Source organism: Scandinavium lactucae (assembly GCF_033843265.1).
GTDB classification, from domain to species: domain Bacteria; phylum Pseudomonadota; class Gammaproteobacteria; order Enterobacterales; family Enterobacteriaceae; genus Scandinavium; species Scandinavium lactucae.
Genome location: NZ_JAWXRD010000028.1, coordinates 181,735 through 204,326, shown reverse-complemented (window position 1 = coordinate 204,326; position 22,592 = coordinate 181,735). Strand labels below are relative to the sequence as shown.

19 protein-coding genes and 3 pseudogenes are annotated in these 22,592 nt (G+C 52.7%); 17 read left to right on the top strand and 5 right to left on the bottom strand.

Annotation, left to right across the window (positions count from 1 at the left end):
• Positions 1 to 2: 2 nt before the first annotated feature.
• Both rbsA and rbsD read right to left on the bottom strand, forming a co-directional pair.
• Positions 3 to 1,508, bottom strand: a complete 1,506-nt coding sequence (gene rbsA, locus SIK69_RS10455; protein WP_319786050.1) for a ribose ABC transporter ATP-binding protein RbsA — start codon at positions 1,506 to 1,508, stop codon at positions 3 to 5.
• Between the two features lie 7 nt (positions 1,509 to 1,515).
• A complete protein-coding gene (rbsD, locus tag SIK69_RS10450; protein ID WP_319786049.1) occupies positions 1,516 to 1,935 on the bottom strand; it encodes a D-ribose pyranase in 420 nt (139 codons plus the stop codon).
• 420 nt (positions 1,936 to 2,355) lie between these two features.
• On the opposite strand from rbsD, the pseudogene SIK69_RS10445 reads away from it, so the two are divergent.
• Together SIK69_RS10445 and SIK69_RS10440 are read left to right on the top strand one after the other, a co-directional pair.
• Positions 2,356 to 2,753: pseudogene (locus SIK69_RS10445) on the top strand (transposase); the annotation flags it as partial.
• A 140-nt stretch (positions 2,754 to 2,893) separates the two neighbouring features.
• Positions 2,894 to 3,101 (top strand): annotated as a pseudogene (locus SIK69_RS10440) (ExeA family protein); the annotation flags it as partial.
• Positions 3,102 to 3,241: 140 nt separating this feature from the next.
• On the opposite strand, the gene SIK69_RS10435 reads toward SIK69_RS10440, so the two are convergent.
• Positions 3,242 to 4,312: a protein-tyrosine phosphatase family protein gene (locus SIK69_RS10435; RefSeq protein ID WP_319786048.1), complete on the bottom strand. Its 1,071-nt coding sequence runs from the start codon at positions 4,310 to 4,312 to the stop codon at positions 3,242 to 3,244.
• A 358-nt stretch (positions 4,313 to 4,670) separates the two neighbouring features.
• Between SIK69_RS10435 and SIK69_RS10430 the strand changes: the two are divergent.
• A pseudogene (locus tag SIK69_RS10430) lies at positions 4,671 to 5,036 on the top strand (transposase); the annotation flags it as partial.
• 334 nt (positions 5,037 to 5,370) lie between these two features.
• On the opposite strand, the gene kup reads toward SIK69_RS10430, so the two are convergent.
• Positions 5,371 to 7,242, bottom strand: coding sequence for a low affinity potassium transporter Kup (gene kup / locus SIK69_RS10425; RefSeq protein WP_319627320.1), 1,872 nt, complete (start codon positions 7,240 to 7,242; stop codon positions 5,371 to 5,373).
• 218 nt (positions 7,243 to 7,460) lie between these two features.
• Between kup and ravA the strand changes: the two genes are divergently transcribed.
• Both ravA and viaA read left to right on the top strand, forming a co-directional pair.
• Complete coding sequence (gene ravA / locus SIK69_RS10420; RefSeq protein ID WP_319627319.1) at positions 7,461 to 8,957, top strand: ATPase RavA; 1,497 nt, start codon at positions 7,461 to 7,463, stop codon at positions 8,955 to 8,957.
• Entirely contained in the window at positions 8,957 to 10,408 is a 1,452-nt protein-coding gene (gene viaA, locus SIK69_RS10415; RefSeq protein WP_319627318.1) for an ATPase RavA stimulator ViaA, read from the top strand. The genes ravA and viaA overlap by 1 nt, the downstream gene beginning before the upstream one ends.
• On the opposite strand, the gene asnA is transcribed toward viaA, so the two are convergent.
• Positions 10,409 to 11,401 (bottom strand): aspartate--ammonia ligase, encoded by a 993-nt coding sequence (gene asnA, locus SIK69_RS10410; RefSeq protein WP_319627317.1) that lies wholly within the window; start codon positions 11,399 to 11,401, stop codon positions 10,409 to 10,411.
• A 151-nt stretch (positions 11,402 to 11,552) separates the two neighbouring features.
• Here asnA and asnC point away from each other — a divergent pair, with 151 nt between their 5' ends.
• The 12 genes from asnC to atpD all read left to right on the top strand — a co-directional run bounded on the left by asnC (position 11,553) and on the right by atpD (position 22,583).
• Positions 11,553 to 12,011 (top strand): transcriptional regulator AsnC, encoded by a 459-nt coding sequence (asnC, locus tag SIK69_RS10405; RefSeq protein ID WP_045853727.1) that lies wholly within the window; start codon positions 11,553 to 11,555, stop codon positions 12,009 to 12,011.
• A 90-nt stretch (positions 12,012 to 12,101) separates the two neighbouring features.
• Positions 12,102 to 12,542 (top strand): FMN-binding protein MioC, encoded by a 441-nt coding sequence (gene mioC / locus SIK69_RS10400; protein ID WP_319786047.1) that lies wholly within the window; start codon positions 12,102 to 12,104, stop codon positions 12,540 to 12,542.
• Positions 12,543 to 12,927: 385 nt separating this feature from the next.
• Positions 12,928 to 14,817: a tRNA uridine-5-carboxymethylaminomethyl(34) synthesis enzyme MnmG gene (mnmG, locus tag SIK69_RS10395; RefSeq protein WP_319627315.1), complete on the top strand. Its 1,890-nt coding sequence runs from the start codon at positions 12,928 to 12,930 to the stop codon at positions 14,815 to 14,817.
• A 102-nt stretch (positions 14,818 to 14,919) separates the two neighbouring features.
• Positions 14,920 to 15,543, top strand: coding sequence for a 16S rRNA (guanine(527)-N(7))-methyltransferase RsmG (rsmG, locus tag SIK69_RS10390; RefSeq protein ID WP_319627346.1), 624 nt, complete (start codon positions 14,920 to 14,922; stop codon positions 15,541 to 15,543).
• 616 nt (positions 15,544 to 16,159) lie between these two features.
• Complete coding sequence (gene atpI / locus SIK69_RS10385; RefSeq protein ID WP_319627314.1) at positions 16,160 to 16,540, top strand: F0F1 ATP synthase subunit I; 381 nt, start codon at positions 16,160 to 16,162, stop codon at positions 16,538 to 16,540.
• Positions 16,541 to 16,548: 8 nt separating this feature from the next.
• Positions 16,549 to 17,364: a F0F1 ATP synthase subunit A gene (atpB, locus tag SIK69_RS10380; protein WP_319627313.1), complete on the top strand. Its 816-nt coding sequence runs from the start codon at positions 16,549 to 16,551 to the stop codon at positions 17,362 to 17,364.
• A gap of 49 nt (positions 17,365 to 17,413) precedes the next feature.
• Positions 17,414 to 17,653, top strand: coding sequence for a F0F1 ATP synthase subunit C (atpE, locus tag SIK69_RS10375; RefSeq protein WP_000429386.1), 240 nt, complete (start codon positions 17,414 to 17,416; stop codon positions 17,651 to 17,653).
• A gap of 34 nt (positions 17,654 to 17,687) precedes the next feature.
• On the top strand, positions 17,688 to 18,158 hold the full coding sequence (gene atpF / locus SIK69_RS10370) for a F0F1 ATP synthase subunit B (protein ID WP_319627312.1): 471 nt from the start codon (positions 17,688 to 17,690) through the stop codon (positions 18,156 to 18,158).
• A 14-nt stretch (positions 18,159 to 18,172) separates the two neighbouring features.
• Positions 18,173 to 18,706, top strand: coding sequence for a F0F1 ATP synthase subunit delta (atpH, locus tag SIK69_RS10365; protein ID WP_319627311.1), 534 nt, complete (start codon positions 18,173 to 18,175; stop codon positions 18,704 to 18,706).
• 12 nt (positions 18,707 to 18,718) lie between these two features.
• A complete protein-coding gene (atpA, locus tag SIK69_RS10360) occupies positions 18,719 to 20,260 on the top strand; it encodes a F0F1 ATP synthase subunit alpha (RefSeq protein WP_319627310.1) in 1,542 nt (513 codons plus the stop codon).
• A gap of 50 nt (positions 20,261 to 20,310) precedes the next feature.
• Positions 20,311 to 21,174, top strand: coding sequence for a F0F1 ATP synthase subunit gamma (gene atpG / locus SIK69_RS10355; RefSeq protein ID WP_319627309.1), 864 nt, complete (start codon positions 20,311 to 20,313; stop codon positions 21,172 to 21,174).
• Positions 21,175 to 21,200: 26 nt separating this feature from the next.
• Entirely contained in the window at positions 21,201 to 22,583 is a 1,383-nt protein-coding gene (atpD, locus tag SIK69_RS10350; RefSeq protein ID WP_154161134.1) for a F0F1 ATP synthase subunit beta, read from the top strand.
• Positions 22,584 to 22,592: the final 9 nt, after the last annotated feature.

The following is a 22,592-nucleotide window of genomic DNA, read 5'->3' as shown; positions in this document are numbered from 1 at the left end:
TCTTACTCCTGAATCACACGATTAAGCTTGCCCACAGCGGCAGCCATCAATACTTCCTGGGTGGCCTGCTCGCGTGTGAATTCACCGCCGAGATGCCCTTCGTGCATCACCATGATGCGATCGCTCATGCCTAACACTTCCGGCATCTCCGAGGAGACGAGAATGATGCTCAGGCCATCGGCTTTAAACTGGTTAATCAGCTGATAGATCTCTTTTTTCGCCCCAACGTCGACGCCACGGGTGGGCTCATCGAGGATCAGCACTTTCGGACGCGTCATCAGCCCGCGGGCGATAGCCACTTTTTGCTGATTGCCACCGGAGAGCAGGCCAATCGCCTGTTCCATCGACGGCGTTTTGACGTTGAACAGGCGGATAAAATCGCTTACCGCCTGCTGCTCATCTTTGTGCTTCAGCCCGCCGCCCGTGCGGCTGAAATAGCGCAGCGCGGTCAGGGACATATTCTCTTTGACCGACATGCCCAGCACCAGGCCGTCACGTTTACGGTCTTCGGAGATATAAACAATACCGTTCGCCAGGCCGTCCTGCGGGGATTTGGTCACCACTTCATGGCCATCAAGCGTAACGTAGCCACTGGTTCTCGGCAGCGCACCGTACAACAATTTCATCAGTTCGGTACGCCCCGCCCCCATCAGACCCGCCACACCAAGGATTTCCCCTTTGCGCAGGGTAAAGCTGACGTTTTCCACACCCGGACCACACAGATTATCGACCTTCAGACGCACGTCACCGGTGGCTTTATCAAGGTGCGGATACTGATCTTCAAGCTTACGGCCAACCATCATTTCAATCAGCGTATCTTCGGTCAGGGTCGCCACTTCACGTTCAGCAATAAACTGACCGTCACGGAACACGGTCACGTAATCGCAAATCTCGAAGATCTCTTTCATGCGATGGGATATGTAGACGATGCCGCGCCCTTGGGATTTGAGCTCGCGAATCACGCGGAAGAGTGATTCGGTTTCGGTGTCGGTCAGCGCGTCCGTCGGTTCATCCATAATGATGACCTTCGATTCAAAGCTCAGCACCTTGGCGATTTCCACCATCTGCTGATCGCCAATCGACAGTTCGCCTACCAGCTTGTCGCTTTTGAAGCGCAGGTTGAGTTTCGCCAGCAGTTTATCTGCCTCGGCGTACATGGTTTTCCAGTCGATTTTGCCGAAGCGGTTAACGAACTCGCGGCCTAAAAAGATGTTCTCGGCGATGGTCAGCTGCGGGATCAGGTTCAGTTCCTGATGAATGATGCCGATCCCGGCTTCCTGTGACGATTTCGGCCCGGTAAAGGTTGTCTCCTGGCCGAGCCATTGCAGCGACCCGGCATCTTTACTGTAGATCCCGGTCAGCACTTTCATCATCGTCGATTTACCCGCGCCGTTTTCGCCCACCAGCGCCATCACGCGCCCGGCATAGACATTCAGCGATGCGCCAGAAAGGGCTTTCACGCCCGGGAACGATTTATCGATCCCTTTGAGTTGCAATAATGCGTCCATGGCGGCCTCAGAACGTGACGCCAGCACAGAGAATGATATTCGCATACGGGGAACACTCCCCGCTGCGAATCACCGCCTGACTGTCTGCGGTTTGTTGTTTGAACTGCTCATGTGTGGTGTAACGAATTTCAATGGTGTTTCCCTGGTGCTGCTGCAGTTGCTCCAGATGGCGGAGCAACGTTTCGTGGAGTTGCGGATTATGCGTTTTGATTTCCGCGGCGAGAATTGCCGTCTCAACCTGCATTTCCGTGGTGACCACTTCAAGTACCTGCATAAATGAAGGCACGCCCTGGGTTAAAGCCATATCGATGCGTTGCGTGCTATGGGGGACAGGTAAGCCTGCGTCACACACCACCAGCGTATCGGTATGCCCAAGACGGGAAATGACCGAGGAAATATCAGCGTTAAGTACCGTACCTTTCTTCATCGTTCTGCTCCACTAGCGAAACGTTTCGCTGGTGATGAGTTTAATCTTAACGGCGTACAGAAAACCACCATCAGGTTGCAGAAGTGTGATCGGCATCGAAACGTTTCGCTAAGTGAAATTTGGCGGGAGGTAAAGAACAGTAGCGCCCTTTCAGGGCGAGCATCACGGCTCTGCCGTTCCGATGGTGTTCATGACCGTCACACGGTTTTATACTCTGCGGTATGTAGATCCCTCGTCCCACGAAGCTGCTCTTCAGCGTCGATGACGGCTGGAATAAGTTTCTCGAAAAATTCGGCGACAGCGTCACTTCCTGGACCCGCCTCTGCGTTGAGCGCATGCTCGCCTGCGGCACCGCCAGCATCCGCACATTCACCTCTCGGTCACCCGCCTGCTGCGCCACAGTTATGACCTGATTAACCCGGCAGCGTGGTGCATCACTGATACGACACCATACGCAGCAGCACCGGCGGCAGACGCTGACGCAGGAAGAGATGATCGGACGCTATATCAGCCACGTGCCGGCGAAGCATTTTAAAATGGTGCGCGACTACGGCTTTTTGTCGAACCGGAAACGGGGCGAACTGCTGCCGAAGGTATACGAAGCCCTGCAAATGGAAGACTGGAAAAAACCGGAGCAGCCGGGCTTCGCCGCGCTGATGAAGGCGTTTCTGCGCACGGACCCGTACAAATGCATTCTGTGCGCAAACCGGCTGCGCTTCAGCGGCGCAGAGGCCGGCAGGCGCGCCAGCGAATTAGTGGACGAAAGGCTACACGGAATCGACAGAAAGCGATGGCTTCTGGTACAGATTGCGGGATAAGTGCGCCTGAATAATGAATTTCAGGTTAAAAACACACCGAAGCGTGCATTTTATCGCCATAAGTGTCATGACCACCCGCCATCATTGCATTCCCGATGGCAGCATTCATGGTCAGGACGCTCAAAAGAGATCCTGACCATGAACGCCCCATCACTGCCGAGCTTGTTGGCAGCATAACTTGATGACCTGGAGCCAACACTCACGCGTCATGGCTATCGTCTGAAAGATATGGTCGAGCAGTTTGATGCCAAACCGGCAGAAATCAGGGCGCTGTTCAGTCACCAGTTAGACCCGACGCGTACAGCCGAACTGCGGGATCGTATTCTGGCAGCGGGTTTACCTATTTAATCCTTTATTTTCAGCGTCAGGAGCCTCCTGTTATAGAGGCTGTAGCTCCGTTTTTTCATTTTCAGCTAATGTGGGCCGAAAATGCGCGATAAATGCAGGTTTTATAAACGCAGGTCGCTACAGCTACACCTATGAAGCGCTTACGGCTGCCCTGCTCTTAACATCTCATTAAATTCGCATAGCGTTTGGTATTGTCCCAAAGTTTGCACCATCTTTCCAGAGCCAGTTTTCCGCATATTCAGAACAATATTTTCAACGCTATGTTGATTGGCATTATCAGCTAATGCCATTGCCCCGATTAACGTACCGGTGCGACCAACCCCGGCATTGCAATGAATCAGTGGTTTTTCACTGAGATTATTATTTTCCGCGCATTTATCGATTATTTTATTCTTGACATAATGAGTCAACTCATTTAATTCTCTCACGTTAATAGAGGTTTTGTCGGGCCAATTTGTAACATGGATAACTGAATGCATACTTTCCTTCCGTCCATCATTAATCTTCATTTGATAATGATTTAAAATTAAACTTCCAAGTTGCGTATCTACTTTTAGCCTTGTCTTTTTGTTAATTTTTGGTGCGGTGGTAACCTGTATGCCATCATAATTTTTACTTTCGCAAAAATACATAGGAAGTTTTTTTTCGGCGATATCATTTGATGAGGATAACACAACGATCACTGCTGGCTTTTGCTCCAGCAACATCCGGCAATGCTCGGCCATATACTCAGCTTTGGGATACTGGCAGCGCATTGCAATTTCTTGACCGTTAATCGCAATCTTATTTGCTGGCATAGCCGTGCCGTTTGATGTTCGAATCTGTGAACATACAGCTGTACCGATATCTTTGTAACGCTGGAGATTCGGAACGGTGATATACTGAAAAGACTGAGTAAGCTTATTTAGCTTATTATACTCGGCCTCCACATTATTATTTTGAGTATAATCCTTGGCTGGCAGCGCTGGAAATAAAGCATTCGCACGGGAAAGAAGCTGCGCATACTTCTCTGAACGCAGCATTTTTATACCATTAAAAATAACTGGTTCATCTTTCTTAGGGTTGTCAGGGGTATTTTTCACCTCAAGTAATCTTTTGGCAAAGCAAATGTTGTTAGGGGTCTTATTCTTTTCAGCCAAACTAACTGCGGCCACCGTGCTCTTGAATAGATGAGCTTTAATGTAAGTTATGGGTGGATTCATTTTAATCATGTTATTACCATTTCTCACGCGTTGAGCTAATGCTTTGTTTAATAGATGTACTAGCGTTTTCCAATGCTGTAATTAACTTAGAGCCTATCTCAATCTGATGAGTCCCGATTGTAGCTCTGTGTTGTGTTGCTGGCATGGTCAAACATCCTTTTCCTGAAAAGGAAATATCTTAGTTCCCTTCTTTGATATAGATATCATTTAACGCTGATTCAGCCATTAGTTAATTGAATCGTGACAGGCATCTGTTTTTTTTATGCCGCGAAGCGGCATGGAGGCGCTTCGCGCCGGAGGCCTCGCAGCGAAGCGTGGACGAAAAAAGCATTACGGCTTCAGCCGTAATAACACCAATAACACCTGCTGTGCCTCGCCGGGCTGTACCCACTCCCGCTTCTTCTGCCAGAGCTGCAAGTCAAAGGCCTGCAGCGCCTGCGGCATGAAGTCCACTGAGCAGTGGGTTGCTGAGCAACAGCACGTTCTGCCCGACTGCGAATGGCAGCACATCACTTTTACCATGCCACACCTGCTCTGGCCGTTCTTTAACAATAACTGGCCCCTGCACACCTATGGCCACCAGCTCAATCAGCACCCACATATCCACGTCTCCGTCACGCGGGGCGGTCTCGACATTAAGCACGGCGTCTGGCGAAGTCTCTTCTTTAAAAAGAAGGCCGTGGAGATCATCTGGCGGAGCGCGGTTATCCGACTGTTACGCGGCAGCTACGAGCGGATCATGTCCGGCGGGTCACATCCGCGACGAGCGTCAGGGGCGGCGATATCTGCAGGCAAGTACCCATGCAACGGAATTGCTGTCGCTGCGTGGAATGGAGAAAAAACGATGGTTGCGAATGCCTGAATTGGATCAGTGCGCCTGAAAAGTGGCTTTCCGGTTAAAAACACATCAAAGGCGGCATTTTTATACCTATACTGATGAATAACCCCGTCATAAAAGGGATAAGACGTGGTTAAATTCATGGTCAGTCGCATCTCAAAAGATGCGATTCAATCTCCTAACCATCAAGAAATGCCCGGCAGCGAAGACCGGGCATTTTAGGAAAAACTTAAATCTCGACCTGGGTACCGAGTTCGATAACCCGGTTCGGCGGGATCTCAAACTGGTCAGGCGCACGCAGGGCGTTGCGTTGCAGCAGCAGGTAAAGCTTGCCGCGCAGACGCAAATACCACGGTCTGTCGTTCCCAATAATCAACGACTCATGCGACATAAAGAACGAGGTTTCCATCATCCGACAGCTCAGGCCTTCAAGGCCGCAACGGTGGAAGACTTCTTCCACATTCGGAGTTTCACGCCAGCCGTAACTCGCCACCACGCGCCAGAACGACGGTGACAGCTGCTCAATCTGCACCCTGCGCACGTTATGGACGTAAGGTGCATCTTCGGTTCTCAGCGTCAGCAGGATCACACGCTCATGCAGCACTTTGTTGTGCTTGAGGTTGTGCAGCATTGCAAACGGGATAACGTTCAACGCGCGGGACATATACACCGCAGTGCCTGGCACGCGAACCGGCGGCGATTTTTCCAGGGACGCAATCATCGCTTCGAGAGAATTACCGTGCTCGTGCATACGACGCAGCAGGCGGAAACGCTCGCTTTTCCAGGTGGTCATAATCATGAACATCACCAGGCCCAGCGTCAGCGGCAGCCAACCGCCGGAAAGCAACTTATCGAGGTTCGCTGAGAATAGCGGCACGTCGATGCACAGGAACGCCACCAGAATCAGGAACACAAAGTATTTGTTCCAGTGCCAGTTATTGCGCGCCACGGTGGTCGCCAGGATGGTGGTCAGAACCATGGTCCCGGTAACCGCGATACCGTATGCCGCCGCCAGATTGCTCGAGTGCTGGAAGCTGACAATCACCAATACCACAGACACATACAGCAGCCAGTTAATGAACGGAATGTAAATCTGGCCAGATTCCATTTCGGAGGTGTGGATGATGCGCATCGGCGACAGATAACCCAAACGTACCGCCTGACGCGTCAGAGAAAAGACGCCCGAAATTACCGCCTGAGAAGCGATAACGGTGGCTAACGTAGCGATAACCAGCATAGGGATCAGCGCCCATTCAGGTGCCAGCAGGAAAAACGGGTTTTTGATGGCTTCAGGATGCTTGAGCAGCAGCGCCCCCTGGCCGAAATAGTTCAGAACCAGCGAAGGCAATACCACCGTAAACCAGGCAATACGAATCGGCAGTTTGCCGAAATGCCCCATGTCTGCATACAACGCTTCCACCCCGGTGATGGACAGCACGACCGCGCCGAGCGCCACGAACGAGACGGTTTTGTATTCAAGGAAAAAATGCACCGCCCAGTATGGGTTCAGCGCATGCAGCACATCTGGATTATCAATAATGCTGCGTGCGCCAAGAACGGCCAGCAGCAGGAACCAAACCAGCATGATTGGGGCGAACAGCTTCCCCACCAGCGCGGTACCGTGTTTCTGAATCATAAACAGCAGGGTCAGCACCCCGATAGAAATAGGCACTATCCAGCTATCAAGCTGAGGGGCAATGATTTCAAGCCCTTCAATGGCCGACATCACCGAGATGGCGGGGGTAATGACCACCTCACCATAGAAGAAGCTGCCGCCTATCAACCCGAGGATAACCAGTACCGAGGTCATTCTCGCCGACGTGTTACGCCCCGCAAGTGACATCAGCGTCAGGATCCCCCCCTCGCCGGCGTTATCGGCACGCATCACGAAGGTGATGTACTTTAGGGAAACGGTAAATATCAGCAGCCAGAAGATCAGGGATAAAAAGCCGAAAACGGCATCCCGTTCCACGCCAAATCCAAACTGACCCGAGAGACATTCTCTCAATGTATAAAGGGGGCTGGTACCAATGTCACCGTATACCACGCCGATTGCCGCAAGGGTGATTGCCGGCAATGATTGCTTATTATCAGTGCTCATAGACTCGTCTTTCGTTTAATAAGACAAATGTGTACCTGAATCCGTGGCTCACAAAAGGCGCACAGTATGCACGATTAATCGAAAAATCGTACTCCCAAATGACGTCACGTTAACCTTGCTCAAAAATTGTCGGCGCTTACTCGCACTATTACCCGTCCCCAGCAAACGGCTATAATCGCTTGATAGCTGGATAAATAGCGGAAGGACACCACTCTATTATGGCGCAATCACACTTATTAGCAGAAAGAATTTCCCGACTCAGCCAGGCCCTTGAAAAGGGCCTTTTTGAGCGCAGTCATGCCATACGCCTGTGCCTTCTGGCCGCGTTGAGTGGCGAAAGCGTGTTTCTGCTCGGGCCACCGGGGATAGCCAAAAGCCTTATCGCCCGCCGCCTCAAATTCGCCTTCCAGCACGCCCGCGCCTTTGAATACCTGATGACCCGTTTCTCCACCCCGGAAGAGGTGTTTGGCCCGCTGTCGATTCAGGCGTTAAAAGATGAAGGCCGCTATGAGCGTTTAACCAGCGGGTATCTGCCCGAAGCCGAAATCGTGTTTCTCGATGAAATCTGGAAAGCGGGCCCGGCTATCCTCAATACACTGCTCACGGCCATCAACGAACGTAGCTTCCGCAACGGTGCGCACGAAGAAAAAATCCCGATGCGCCTGCTGGTGGCCGCCTCGAACGAACTGCCGGAAGCAGACAGCAGCCTTGAAGCGCTGTACGACCGAATGCTTATCCGCCTGTGGCTCGACAAAGTACAGGACAAAAGCAACTTCCGCTCTTTGCTAATCAATCAGCAGGATGAAAGCACCAACCCGGTGCCGGAGAATTTACAGGTCTCCGACGAAGAGTTTGCCCAGTGGCAGGTGGATATCGGTAAGGTGAAGCTGCCGGATGCCGTTTTCGAGCTGGTGTATCAGCTGCGTCAGCAGCTCGATACGCTACCCAGCGCGCCGTATGTATCCGATCGCCGCTGGAAAAAAGCAATCCGGTTATTACAGGCCAGCGCCTTTTTCAGCGGTCGTGAGACCATCGCCCCTATCGATCTTATCCTCCTGAAAGACTGTCTGTGGCACGACGCCGAAAGCCGCAATCTGATGCAGCAACAGCTGGACGTTTTGATGACCGGACACGCCTGGCAGCAGCAGGCAATGCTCACCAGGCTCGGGACGATTATTCAGCGCCGACTCCAGCTTCAGCAGCAGCAAAGTGACAAAACGGCGCTGAAAGTGACGCGTCTGGGGGGAATGTTCAGCCGGAAGCCGCATTACGAACTGCCAAACGATGTGCAGGAGCCGACGCTTACCCTGCTGTTGCAGCAGCCGCTGAAGCTGCATGATATGAGCGTGGTTCACGTCACGCTCGAACGCCCGGCACTGGCACACTGGCTGGAGAAAGGCGGCGAGATCCGCGGCAAACTCAACGGCATTGGTTTTGCGCAGGTGCTGAATATGGAAGTCGACACCAGTCTGCATCTTGTGGTTCGCGATGTGAGTCTGCAAGGCTCACGTTTAGCGCTGCCGGGCAGCTCCACGCCGGAAAACATGCCGGGCGAAATCAAACAGCAGCTGGATGCCCTGGACGACGAGTGGCATCAGCAGCACAACCGCTTTAGCGAGCAGCAGAAATGCCTGTTCATTCCCGGCGACTGGTTAGGCCGCATTGAGGCCAGCCTGCAAGATGTTGGCGCGCAGATCAAACAGGCGCGGCAATAATGCTCAGTCTCGACACGCTCAATGTGATGCTCGCGGTCAGCGAGGAAGGGATGATCGAAGAGATGATCCTCGCCCTGCTGGCCTCGCCGCAGCTGGCATTGTTCTTCGAGAAATTTCCTCGCCTCAAAACCGCTGTCGCCGAGGACATTCCGCGCTGGCGCGAGGCGCTGAAAGGCCGACTGAAAGAGACGCCGGTACCGCAGGATCTCAGCGATGAAGTGATGGCCTATCAGCAAAGTCAGGTCCTGTCGACGTCGCAATTTATCGTCCAGCTTCCGCAACTCCTGGCCCTGCTACAGAAACTGCATTCGCCGTTTGCCGCGCAGGCGCAGCAGCTGGTGGATAACAACGCCACCTTTACCGGCGCGTTACATACCCTGTTTTTACAACGCTGGCGGCTGAGTCTGGTGGTTCAGGCCACCACGCTCAATCAACAGCTGCTGGAAGACGAGCGCGAACAGCTCCTGAGCGAAGTGCAGGAGCGCATGACCCTTAGCGGACAGCTGGAGCCGGTGCTGGTGGAAAACGACACCTCAGCCGGACGACTGTGGGATATGAGCGAAGGCCAACTCAAGCGCGGCGACTGGCAGCTTATCGTCCGGTACGGCGATTTTCTCAGCGAGCAGCCGGAGCTGATGCGCCTTGCAGAGCAGCTCGGGCGCTCGCGCGAGGCGAAATCGGTGCCGAAAAAAGATTCGCCAATGGAAACCTTCCGCACGATGGTGCGCGAACCGGCCACGGTGCCAGAGCAGGTTGATGGCCTACAGCAAAGCGACGATATTCTGCGTCTGCTGCCGCCGGAGCTGGCGACGCTGGGTATTACCGAACTGGAATATGAGTTTTATCGCCGACTGGTGGAGAAGCAATTACTCACTTACCGCCTGCATGGTGACGCATGGCATGAAAAACTGAGCGAGCGCCCGGTGGTGCATCAGGACGTGGATGAACAACCGCGTGGGCCGTTTATCGTCTGTGTGGATACGTCAGGCTCGATGGGTGGATTTAACGAACAGTGTGCGAAAGCATTCTGTCTGGCGCTAATGCGCGTCGCGCTGGCCGACAACCGCCGCTGCTTCATTATGCTGTTTTCCAGCGAAGTGGTGCGCTACGAGCTGACCGGCCCCCAGGGGCTGGAACAGGCCATTCGCTTTTTAAGTCAGCGTTTTCGCGGCGGGACGGATATAGCCAGCTGTTTTCGCGCGATTATCGAACGGATGCAAGGCCCGGACTGGATCGACGCCGATGCGGTGGTGATTTCAGATTTCATCGCCCAGCGGTTGCCGGAAGAGGTGGTGACCAAAGTCGGAGAGCTGCAACGCAAGCACCAGCACCGATTTCATGCGGTGGCGATGTCCCAGCACGGAAAACCCGGCATTATGCGCATCTTCGATCATATCTGGCGCTTTGATACCGGGCTGCGCAGTAGGCTGCTGCGCCGCTGGAAACGCTAATTAAAGCAGGGAGGTGACACTTTCGCGGATCTGCTGTGGCCATACGCCGCACTGAACCTGACCGATATGCGGCAGCTGTAGCAGTAACATGGTCAGACGTGACTGGCCGATACCGCCGCCTACCGTCTGCGGCATTTCACCTCTGAGCAGCGCCTGGTGCCACTCCAGTTGCAGACGATCCTCATCCCCAGTGAGTGCTAACTGACGTTTCAGCGCCTCAGCATCCACGCGAATCCCCATTGAGGAGAGCTCAAATGCGTCTTCCAGCACAGGGTTCCACACCAGGATGTCGCCGTTAAGGCCTGACAGCCCGCTTTCCCCTTGGGTGCTCCAGTCATCATAATCCGGAGCACGCACGTCATGGCGTTTGCCATCAGACAGCTTACCGCCGATACCCATCAGGAATACCGCCCCCAGATCTTTAGCAATGGCGCGCTCGCGGCCTTTAGCGTCCAGACCTGGATAACGGGTCAGTAATTCTTCGCTATGTACAAAGTGGATCTGTTCTGGCAGGAACGGTGCCAGACCAAACTCTTTGCTGACGGCTGACTCGGTCGCTTTGATCCCGGCATAAATCGCCTCAACCGTTGCTTTCAGCGTCCCGGTGTGGCGTTCGCCGTCGCCCATCACCCGTTCCCAGTCCCACTGGTCAACGTAAACGGAGTGAATGGCCGAGAGTCGGTCTTCATCGGGGCGAAGGGCTTTCATGTGCGTGTACAGCCCTTCGCCCGCGCTGAAGTCGTGTTGTCCGAGCGTCTGACGTTTCCACTTCGCGAGGGAATGCACCACCTCGAACTGGGCGTCAGGCAAGTTTTTCACTTTTACCTGTACCGCTTTTTCGCAACCAGACAGGTTGTCCTGGGTGCCATCCCCCACGCGGCTTAAGATCGGTGCCTGAACTTCAACGAGTCCAAGTCTGTCTTCGAGCTCACGAGAAAAATGGGACTTAACGAAACTGATCTGGCGTTGTTTTGCGATGTAAGCGGTTTTCATTTTTATGACTCCTGCGTCCTGTTGCCTTTGATTAAGCAACAGAAAGCAGGTGTAATTCAATAATCAGCAAACAAAAAGCCCATGATGGTTTTGATTCGTCAAAATGAAGCGCTAAAATAGAGTGAATCATCAAACTTCATAAGAAAAACCTATGGAAAATTATCAGATCGACAATCTCGACCGCGGCATCCTTGAGGCATTAATGGCCAATGCGCGCACCGCCTATGCTGAATTGGCCAAACAGTTTGGCGTCAGCCCCGGCACGATCCATGTGCGCGTTGAGAAAATGAAGCAGGCAGGCATCATCACAGGCGCACGCATTGACGTGAACCCGAAACAGCTCGGTTATGACGTATGCTGTTTTATCGGCATCATATTGAAAAGCGCCAAAGATTACCCCTCTGCGCTGGCTAGGCTGGAAAGCCTCGATGAAGTGACAGAAGCGTATTACACCACCGGCCACTACAGCATCTTTATAAAGGTAATGTGTCGCTCGATCGATGCCCTTCAACAGGTACTTATCAACAAGATCCAAACAATCGATGAAATTCAATCCACCGAGACCCTGATCTCCCTCCAGAACCCGATCATGCGTACCATTCGCCCGTGATCGGGCTTTTTAATCCCACACCTTTCCACAGGTAGATCCCAGCTCACACACAGCGTACAATGTGCCACTCAGGAATAAGGGGTGGACTTCATGGCAGACATTACACTTATCAGTGGCAGCACGCTTGGCGGTGCCGAATACGTTGCCGAACATCTGGCTGAGAAGCTGGAAGACGCGGGTTTTTCCACTGAAACGCTGCATGGCCCCCTTCTTGAAGATCTTAATCGCAGTGGGATCTGGCTGTTAGTCAGCTCAACGCATGGCGCGGGGGATATCCCGGATAATCTTGTTCCTTTATATGAAGCAATAAAGGAAGAGAAACCTGACCTCTCTGCGGTACGTTTTGGTTCGATAGGTATGGGGAGCCGTGAATACGACACTTTCTGTGGCGCTATCGACAAAATCGACACCGAACTGATGGCTTGTGGAGCCCAACAGATCGGCGAAACGCTCAAGATAAATGTCCTCGATCATGACATTCCTGAAGATCCAGCTGAAATTTGGCTCGGATCCTGGACAAAACTGATCTGATTTTTGTAAAGATCGGCTTTTTTTATGTGGATAACTCTGGTTAAAAGCACTGATCAACCGGTAGTTATCCAAAGCATAAGGTTTGGTTAGTTTTTGAGTTGTGCATAACCCTTCATTCTGATCCCAGCTTATACGGACCAGGATCACCGATCATTCACAGGCTGTGATCCTTCTTAAGCATATGATCTCAAAAGCCGGATCCGCCTTATCCACAGAAAAGGGCGATCCTAATAAGAGATCACAATAAAACAGATCTCTAAATAAAAAGATCTTCTTTTAAATACCCAGGATCCCGGGTGCTTTCTCCGACAGCCAAAGTTGAGTAGAATCCACGGCCCGGGCTTCAATCACTTTTTCAAACCGCTTTCAAGCGAGGCAGACCACCATGTTTTATCAGGATCCTTTTGACGTCATCATCATTGGCGGGGGTCATGCAGGCACTGAGGCCGCGATGGCCGCAGCGCGTATGGGTCAGCAAACCCTGCTGTTGACACACAATATCGACACGCTGGGGCAAATGAGCTGCAACCCGGCTATTGGCGGCATTGGGAAAGGACACCTGGTAAAAGAAGTGGATGCACTCGGCGGGCTGATGGCCAAGGCTATCGACCATGCGGGTATCCAGTTTAGGATACTAAACGCCAGCAAAGGCCCGGCGGTTCGTGCCACTCGTGCTCAGGCAGACCGTGTGCTGTACCGCCAGGCGGTACGCACCGCACTTGAGAATCAGCCAAACCTGATGATTTTTCAGCAGGCAGTTGAAGACCTGATCGTCGAAAACGATCGTGTAGTCGGCGCGGTGACCCAGATGGGCCTGAAGTTCCGTGCCAAAGCGGTGGTGCTGACGGTTGGCACCTTCCTCGATGGCAAAATCCATATTGGTCTGGATAACTACAGCGGTGGCCGGGCAGGCGATCCGCCATCGATCCCGTTGTCTCGGCGTCTGCGTGAACTGCCTTTGCGCGTAAGCCGTCTGAAAACCGGGACGCCGCCGCGTATTGACGCACGCACTATCGATTTCTCCGTTCTGGCTCAGCAGCATGGCGATAACCCAATGCCGGTGTTCTCGTTCATGGGCAATGCAGGTCAACATCCACGTCAGGTGCCGTGCTACATCACGCACACCAACGAAAAAACCCATGACGTGATCCGCAATAACCTCGACCGCAGCCCAATGTACGCTGGCGTTATCGAAGGTATTGGCCCACGCTACTGCCCATCGATTGAAGACAAAGTGATGCGCTTTGCCGATCGCAACCAGCATCAGATTTTCCTCGAGCCGGAAGGGCTGACCTCTAACGAAATTTACCCGAACGGGATCTCCACCAGCCTGCCGTTTGACGTGCAGATGCAGATTGTCCGTTCCATGCACGGGATGGAGAACGCGAAGATCGTCCGTCCGGGCTATGCCATCGAGTATGATTTCTTCGATCCTCGCGATCTGAAACCAACGCTGGAAAGCAAATACATTCAGGGTCTGTTCTTTGCCGGGCAGATCAACGGCACCACCGGCTACGAAGAAGCCGCAGCACAGGGTCTGCTGGCCGGTCTGAACGCCGCGCGCTGCTCTGCGGACAAAGATGGTTGGGCACCGCGTCGCGATCAGGCTTACCTCGGCGTACTGGTCGACGACCTTTGTACGCTCGGCACCAAAGAACCGTACCGTATGTTCACCTCACGTGCGGAATATCGCCTGATGCTGCGGGAAGACAACGCCGACCTGCGCCTGACAGAACAGGGCCGTGCGCTGGGTCTGGTGGACGACGAGCGCTGGGCGCGTTTCAACGAGAAACTGGAAAGTATCGAGCGTGAGCGTCAGCGACTGAAAACCACCTGGGTGAACCCATCAGCCGAATCGGCAGCCGAAGTAAATGCTCACCTGACGGCTCCGCTTTCGCGTGAAGCTAGCGGAGAAGATCTGCTGCGTCGTCCGGAAGTTACTTACGAACAGCTGGTTCAGTTGTCACCGTTTGCGCCAGGGCTGCAAGATGCTCAGGCCGCAGAACAGGTGGAAATCCAGGTCAAATACGAGGGCTACATCGCCCGTCAGCAGGACGAAATTGAAAAGCAGCAGCGCAATGAGAACACCCTTTTGCCTGCCACTCTCGATTATCGTCAGGTTTCGGGGTTATCCAACGAAGTGATCGCCAAGCTTAACGATCACAAACCGTCATCCATCGGCCAGGCGACCCGTATCTCAGGTGTAACCCCGGCAGCCATTTCAATTTTACTGGTTTGGCTGAAAAAACAGGGAATGCTGCGCCGCAGCGCCTAAGTATTTGTACATTGTCAGCCCGGAGGCACTATGCTTACTGGGCTGACAATATCCACAGGACGGGATATGACCCCGTCAATCCCAGCTCAACAGGTATTCACCGTGCTCAACAAACTCTCTCGTCTGCTCGCAGAAGCAGGCATTTCGTTGTCCGATCACCAGCAACAGCAACTGGTGGCTTACGTCGAACTGCTCCACAAATGGAATAAAGCGTACAACCTGACCTCGGTGCGCGATCCGAACGAGATGCTGGTGCGTCACATCCTCGACAGCATCATCGTCGCACCGCATTTGCAGGGATCACGCTTCATTGACGTCGGCACAGGTCCTGGGTTGCCAGGTATTCCATTGGCGATTGTTCTGCCTCAGGCGCAGTTCACTCTGCTGGACAGCCTTGGAAAGCGCGTGCGTTTTCTGCGTCAGGTTCAGCATGAGCTGAAGCTGGACAACGTGACACCGGTGCAGAGCCGTGTGGAGGAATTCCTCGCTGAACCGCCGTTTGATGGTGTTATCAGCCGCGCGTTTGCCTCTCTGACGGATATGGTGAACTGGTGTCATCACCTGCCAGCGGAGCAGGGGCGTTTTTATGCGCTCAAGGGCCTGGTGCCTGAAGATGAGATAGCGCAGTTACCGGCGCAATTCTCGGTAGAAGAGATAGTTAAGCTCACCGTTCCTCAGCTTGAAGGTGAGCGTCATTTGGTGAAAATTAAGCCAACAAAAATTTAATCTTTATCAAAAAATGTGGCTTTTCAACGCCCCGATAAGTGTTAAAACGCGGTGATTTAAGCAGTGATACGTTTAGTTACATTTAACGCGATGGTCACTGCTTTTTTTCACTTTGTTCACATTCCGTTATTTGCTTAACCAATGAGATAGTCAACAGCGAAAATATCAGCCTGCTAAAAATCGACTTTGTGAATAGCTTTTTGATGTTAAATCTTTATTAAAAATGTCAATGAAAGGTTTTTAGGGTGTATGGGGCTGTTTTAAAAAGAGTCTCAAAAATTTGTTATTGAATTCAGAAAGATGAATTCGTGGGATTTTTTATGGCCGTCATTTCGATGAGCGTAAGAATGTTTTTTTTGTGATCGGATGCACGCTTTTATGCCCGGTTTTTCGCGTAGTTTGCAGTTTTGCCTGATTGTTCACAGTTTGGTGAAAAGTCCAAAAACAGGCAGGCTGAAAATTATTTAAACATTTATTCACCTTTTCGCTACTTATTGTTTGAATTCACGGGGCGTCACCGTATAATTTGTCCGCTTTTTGCTGCTTGACTCTGAGCCTCAAAGAACGTTTTATACGACACGCGACATACCCCGAAGGGAGCAGGAGTAAATACGTGATGTCTGTGTCGCTCTTGAGTAGAAACGTTGCTCGTAAGCTTCTGTTCATTCAGCTTCTGGCGGTCACAGCAAGTGGATTGCTGTTCTGCCTCAAAGACCCCTTCTGGGGCATCTCCGCAGTGTGTGGAGGTTTGGCGGTTGTCGTGCCAAATGCATTGTTTATGATTTTTGCCTGGCGTCATCAGGCGCATACACCTGCCAAAGGCCGAGTGGCCTGGTCTTTCGCCTTCGGCGAAGTGTTTAAGGTGTTGCTGACCTTTGCCCTCCTTGCGGTGGCGCTGGCGGTTGTTAAAGCGGTATTTGTGCCGCTGATAGTGACGTGGGTTTTGGTGCTGGTGGTACAAGTTCTGGCACCAGCTGTAATCAACAACAAAGGGTAAAAGGCATCATGGCTTCAGAAAATATGACGCCGCAGGAATACATAGGTCATCACCTGAATAACCTTCAGCTTGATCTGCGTACTTTCTCGCTGGTGGATCCGCATAACCCCCCGGCCACCTTCTGGACGCTCAACATTGACTCCATGTTCTTCTCGGTGGTGCTGGGTCTGTTGTTCCTGGCCATATTCCGCGGCGTGGCAAAACGCGCAACCAGCGGTGTTCCAGGGAAATTCCAGACGGCCATCGAAATGGTGATTGGCTTCGTGCATGGCAGTGTCAAAGACATGTACCATGGTAAGAGCAAGCTGATTGCTCCACTGGCGCTGACCGTGTTTGTCTGGGTCTTCCTGATGAACCTGATGGACCTGTTACCAATCGACCTGCTTCCTTTCATCGGCGAGCATATTTTTGGTCTGCCTGCTCTGCGCGTGGTGCCGTCTGCGGACGTGAATATCACCCTCTCTATGGCGCTGGGCGTGTTTATCCTGATTCTTTTCTACAGCATCAAAATGAAAGGCGTTGGCGGCTTTGTTAAAGAGCTTACCCTGCAGCCGTTCAATCACTGGGCGTTTATTCCGGTCAACCTGATCCTGGAAGGCGTCAGCCTGCTGTCTAAGCCGGTTTCTCTCGGTCTGCGACTGTTCGGCAACATGTATGCGGGTGAGCTGATTTTCATTCTGATCGCGGGTCTTCTGCCGTGGTGGTCACAGTGGATTCTGAATGTGCCTTGGGCCATTTTCCACATCCTGATTATTACGCTGCAAGCCTTTATCTTCATGGTTCTGACGATCGTCTATCTGTCGATGGCGTCTGAAGAGCACTGATTCTTTACCAACACTACTACGTTTTAACTGAAACAAACTGGAGACTGTCATGGAAAACCTGAATATGGATCTGCTGTACATGGCTGCCGCTGTGATGATGGGTCTGGCGGCAATCGGTGCTGCGATCGGTATCGGCATCCTCGGGGGCAAATTCCTGGAAGGCGCAGCGCGTCAACCGGATCTGATTCCTCTGCTGCGTACTCAGTTCTTTATCGTTATGGGTCTGGTGGATGCTATCCCAATGATCGCTGTAGGTCTGGGTCTGTACGTGATGTTTGCTGTCGCGTAGTAAGTAGTCATCAAATTTTAAGAGGTATTGTGCTGTGAACATGAACGCAACAATCCTCGGCCAGGCCATCGCGTTTGTTCTCTTTGTCTGGTTCTGCATGAAGTACGTATGGCCGCCATTAATGGCAGCCATCGAAAAACGTCAGAAAGAAATTTCTGACGGACTGTCTTCTGCAGAACGCGCTAAGAAAGATTTGGACCTTGCACAGGCCAACGCGACCGACCAGCTGAAAAAAGCGAAAGCGGAAGCCCAGGTGATCATTGAACAAGCTAACAAGCGTCGTTCTCAGATCATGGATGAAGCGAAAGCTGAAGCAGAACAGGAACGTAGCAAAATCGTTGCCCAGGCGCAGGCTGAGATCGACGCCGAGCGTAAACGTGCTCGCGAAGAACTTCGCAAGCAGGTAGCGATTCTGGCTGTTGCTGGTGCCGAGAAGATCATCGAACGTTCCGTGGATGAAGCTGCTAACAGCGACATCGTGGATAAACTTGTCGCTGAACTGTAAGGAGGGAGGGGCTGATGTCTGAATTTGTAACGGTAGCTCGCCCCTACGCCAAAGCAGCTTTTGACTTTGCGGTCGAAAACCAAAGCGTAGACAGCTGGCAAGATATGCTGGCGTTCGCCGCCGAGGTCACCAAAAACGACCAGATGGCAGAGTTACTTTCTGGTGCCCTGGCACCGGAAACGCTCGCAGATGCGTTTATCGCAATCTGCGGTGAGCAGCTGGACGCCAACGGTCAGAACCTGGTTCGGGTGATGGCTGAAAATGGTCGTTTGAAAGCGCTCCCTGATGTTCTTGAGCAGTTCGCGCATTTACGCGCGCTGAGTGAAGCGACCGCTGAAGTCGAAGTGACTTCTGCATCCGCACTGAGTGACGAACAGCTCGCGAAAATCACTGCCGCGATGGAAAAACGTCTGTCACGCAAAGTTAAGCTGAATTGCAAAATCGATAAGTCTGTAATGGCAGGCGTTATCATCCGCACGGGTGATACAGTCATTGATGGTAGCGTACGCGGCCGTCTTGAACGCCTTGCAGACGTCTTGCAGTCTTAAGGGGACTGGAGCATGCAACTGAATTCCACCGAAATCAGCGAACTGATCAAGCAGCGCATTGCTCAGTTCAATGTTGTGAGCGAGGCTCACAACGAAGGTACTATTGTTTCCGTAAGTGACGGTGTTATCCGCATCCACGGCCTGGCCGATTGTATGCAGGGTGAGATGATTTCCCTTCCGGGTAACCGTTACGCTATCGCACTGAACCTGGAGCGCGACTCCGTAGGTGCAGTTGTGATGGGTCCATACGCTGACCTGGCCGAAGGCATGAAGGTTAAGTGTACTGGCCGTATTCTCGAAGTTCCGGTTGGCCGTGGCATGTTAGGCCGCGTGGTGAACACCCTGGGTGCACCTATTGACGGTAAAGGTCCGGTTGATAACGATGGCTTCTCGCCTATCGAAGTTATCGCACCGGGCGTAATCGAACGTCAGTCCGTCGATCAGCCTGTTCAGACCGGTTATAAATCCGTCGATGCGATGATTCCAATCGGCCGTGGCCAGCGTGAGCTGATCATCGGTGACCGTCAGACCGGTAAAACCGCGATGGCAATCGATGCGATCATCAACCAGCGTGATTCCGGCATCAAATGTGTGTACGTGGCTATCGGCCAGAAAGCGTCCACCATTTCTAACGTGGTGCGTAAACTGGAAGAGCATAACGCTCTGGCCAACACCATCGTTGTGGTTGCGACTGCGTCTGAATCTGCTGCATTGCAATACCTGGCACCCTATGCCGGTTGCGCAATGGGCGAATACTTCCGCGACCGCGGTGAAGATGCGCTGATCGTTTACGATGACCTGTCCAAACAGGCTGTAGCTTACCGTCAGGTTTCCCTGCTGCTCCGTCGTCCACCAGGACGTGAAGCATTCCCGGGCGACGTGTTCTATCTCCACTCCCGTCTGCTGGAGCGCGCATCCCGCGTAAATGCGGAATACGTTGAGAAGTTCACCAACGGTGAAGTGAAAGGTAAAACCGGCTCCCTGACTGCGCTGCCGATTATCGAAACGCAGGCTGGTGACGTTTCCGCGTTCGTTCCGACTAACGTAATTTCCATTACCGATGGTCAGATCTTCCTGGAAACCAACCTGTTTAACTCCGGTATTCGTCCGGCAGTTAACCCGGGTATCTCCGTATCCCGTGTTGGTGGTGCTGCTCAGACCAAGATCATCAAGAAACTGTCCGGTGGTATTCGTACCGCGCTGGCACAGTATCGTGAACTGGCTGCGTTCTCTCAGTTCGCATCCGACTTGGATGAAGCAACCCGTAAACAGCTGAGCCACGGTCAGAAAGTGACCGAGCTGCTGAAACAGAAACAATATGCCCCTATGTCTGTAGCACAGCAGGGCCTGGTTCTGTTCGCAGCTGAACGCGGTTACCTCGAAGATGTGGAACTGGCGAAAATCGGTAGCTTCGAAGCCGCTCTGCTGGCTTACGTCGACCGTGACCACGCTCCGCTGATGCAAGAAATCAACCAGACCGGTGGCTATAACGACGAAATCGAAGGCAAGCTGAAAGGCATCCTCGATTCCTTCAAAGCAACCCAGTCCTGGTAACGTCTGGCGGCCTGTCTTAGGGCAGGCCGCGAGGCATTGAGGAGAAGCTCATGGCCGGCGCAAAAGAGATACGTAGTAAGATCGCAAGCGTCCAGAACACGCAGAAGATCACTAAAGCGATGGAAATGGTCGCCGCGTCCAAAATGCGTAAATCGCAGGAACGCATGGCAGCCAGCCGTCCTTATGCTGATACCATGCGCAAAGTGATTGGTCACCTTGCCACCGGTAATCTGGAATATAAGCACCCTTACCTGGAAGAACGCGACGTTAAACGCGTGGGCTACCTGGTGGTGTCCACTGACCGTGGTCTGTGCGGCGGTTTGAACATTAACCTGTTCAAAAAAGTGCTGGCAGATATGAAGGCGTGGTCCGATAAAGGCGTTCAGAGCGAACTCGCGATGATCGGCTCTAAGGGCGTGTCCTTCTTTAGTTCCGTTGGCGGTAACGTGGTTGCTCAGGTAACAGGTATGGGTGATAACCCTTCCCTGTCCGAACTGATCGGCCCGGTAAAAGTGATGTTGCAGGCCTACGATGAAGGCCGTCTGGACAAGCTGTACGTTGTCAGCAACAAATTTATTAACACCATGTCTCAGGTTCCGACCATTACTCAGCTGCTGCCGCTGCCGGCATCAGAAGATGAGGATCTGAAGCGTAAATCCTGGGATTATCTGTACGAACCTGATCCGAAAGCGCTGCTGGACACCCTGCTGCGTCGTTATGTCGAATCTCAGGTTTATCAGGGCGTGGTAGAAAACCTGGCCAGCGAGCAGGCCGCACGTATGGTGGCGATGAAAGCCGCGACCGACAATGGCGGCAGCCTGATTAAAGAGCTGCAGTTGGTATACAACAAAGCTCGTCAGGCCAGCATTACTCAGGAACTCACCGAAATCGTCGGTGGTGCATCCGCGGTATAACCAGGTTAATTCGTAGAGGATTCAAGATGGCTACTGGAAAAATTGTCCAGGTAATCGGCGCCGTGGTTGACGTCGAATTCCCTCAGGATGCCGTACCGCGCGTGTACGATGCTCTTGAGGTTCAGAATGGTAACGAGAGCCTGGTGCTGGAAGTTCAGCAACAGCTCGGTGGTGGTATCGTCCGTACCATCGCAATGGGTTCTTCCGACGGTCTGCGTCGTGGTCTGGAAGTAAAAGACCTCGAGCACCCAATCGAAGTCCCGGTAGGTAAAGCAACGCTCGGTCGTATCATGAACGTACTGGGCCAGCCAATCGACATGAAAGGCGATATTGGCGAAGAAGACCGTTGGGCGATTCACCGTGCAGCACCTTCCTATGAAGAGCTGTCCAGCTCTCAGGAACTGCTGGAAACCGGCATCAAAGTAATGGACCTGATTTGTCCGTTCGCGAAAGGCGGTAAAGTGGGTCTGTTCGGTGGTGCGGGTGTGGGTAAAACCGTCAACATGATGGAGCTTATCCGTAACATCGCTATCGAACACTCCGGTTATTCCGTATTTGCGGGCGTGGGTGAGCGTACTCGTGAGGGTAACGACTTCTACCACGAAATGACCGACTCCAACGTACTGGATAAAGTATCCCTGGTGTACGGCCAGATGAACGAGCCACCGGGAAACCGTCTGCGCGTTGCACTGACCGGCCTGACCATGGCTGAGAAATTCCGTGACGAAGGTCGTGACGTACTGCTGTTCGTCGATAACATCTACCGTTATACCCTGGCCGGTACTGAAGTATCAGCGCTGCTGGGTCGTATGCCTTCTGCGGTAGGTTATCAGCCAACTCTGGCTGAAGAGATGGGTGTTCTTCAGGAGCGTATTACCTCCACCAAGACCGGTTCCATCACTTCTGTTCAGGCGGTATACGTACCTGCGGATGACTTGACTGACCCATCACCAGCCACCACCTTTGCTCACTTAGATGCAACCGTGGTACTGAGCCGTCAGATCGCGTCTCTGGGTATCTACCCGGCCGTTGACCCGCTGGACTCCACCAGCCGTCAGCTGGATCCGCTGGTTGTTGGTCAGGAGCACTACGACACCGCGCGTGGCGTTCAGTCCATCCTGCAGCGTTACCAGGAACTGAAAGACATCATCGCGATCCTGGGTATGGACGAACTGTCCGAAGAAGACAAACTGGTGGTAGCACGTGCGCGTAAGATTCAGCGCTTCCTGTCCCAGCCGTTCTTCGTTGCAGAAGTCTTTACCGGTTCTCCGGGCAAGTTCGTTTCGCTGAAAGATACCATCCGTGGCTTTAAAGGCATCATGGACGGCGAATACGACCATCTGCCAGAGCAGGCGTTCTACATGGTTGGCACTATCGACGAAGCCGTTGAGAAAGCTAAAAAACTTTAACGCCTTAAT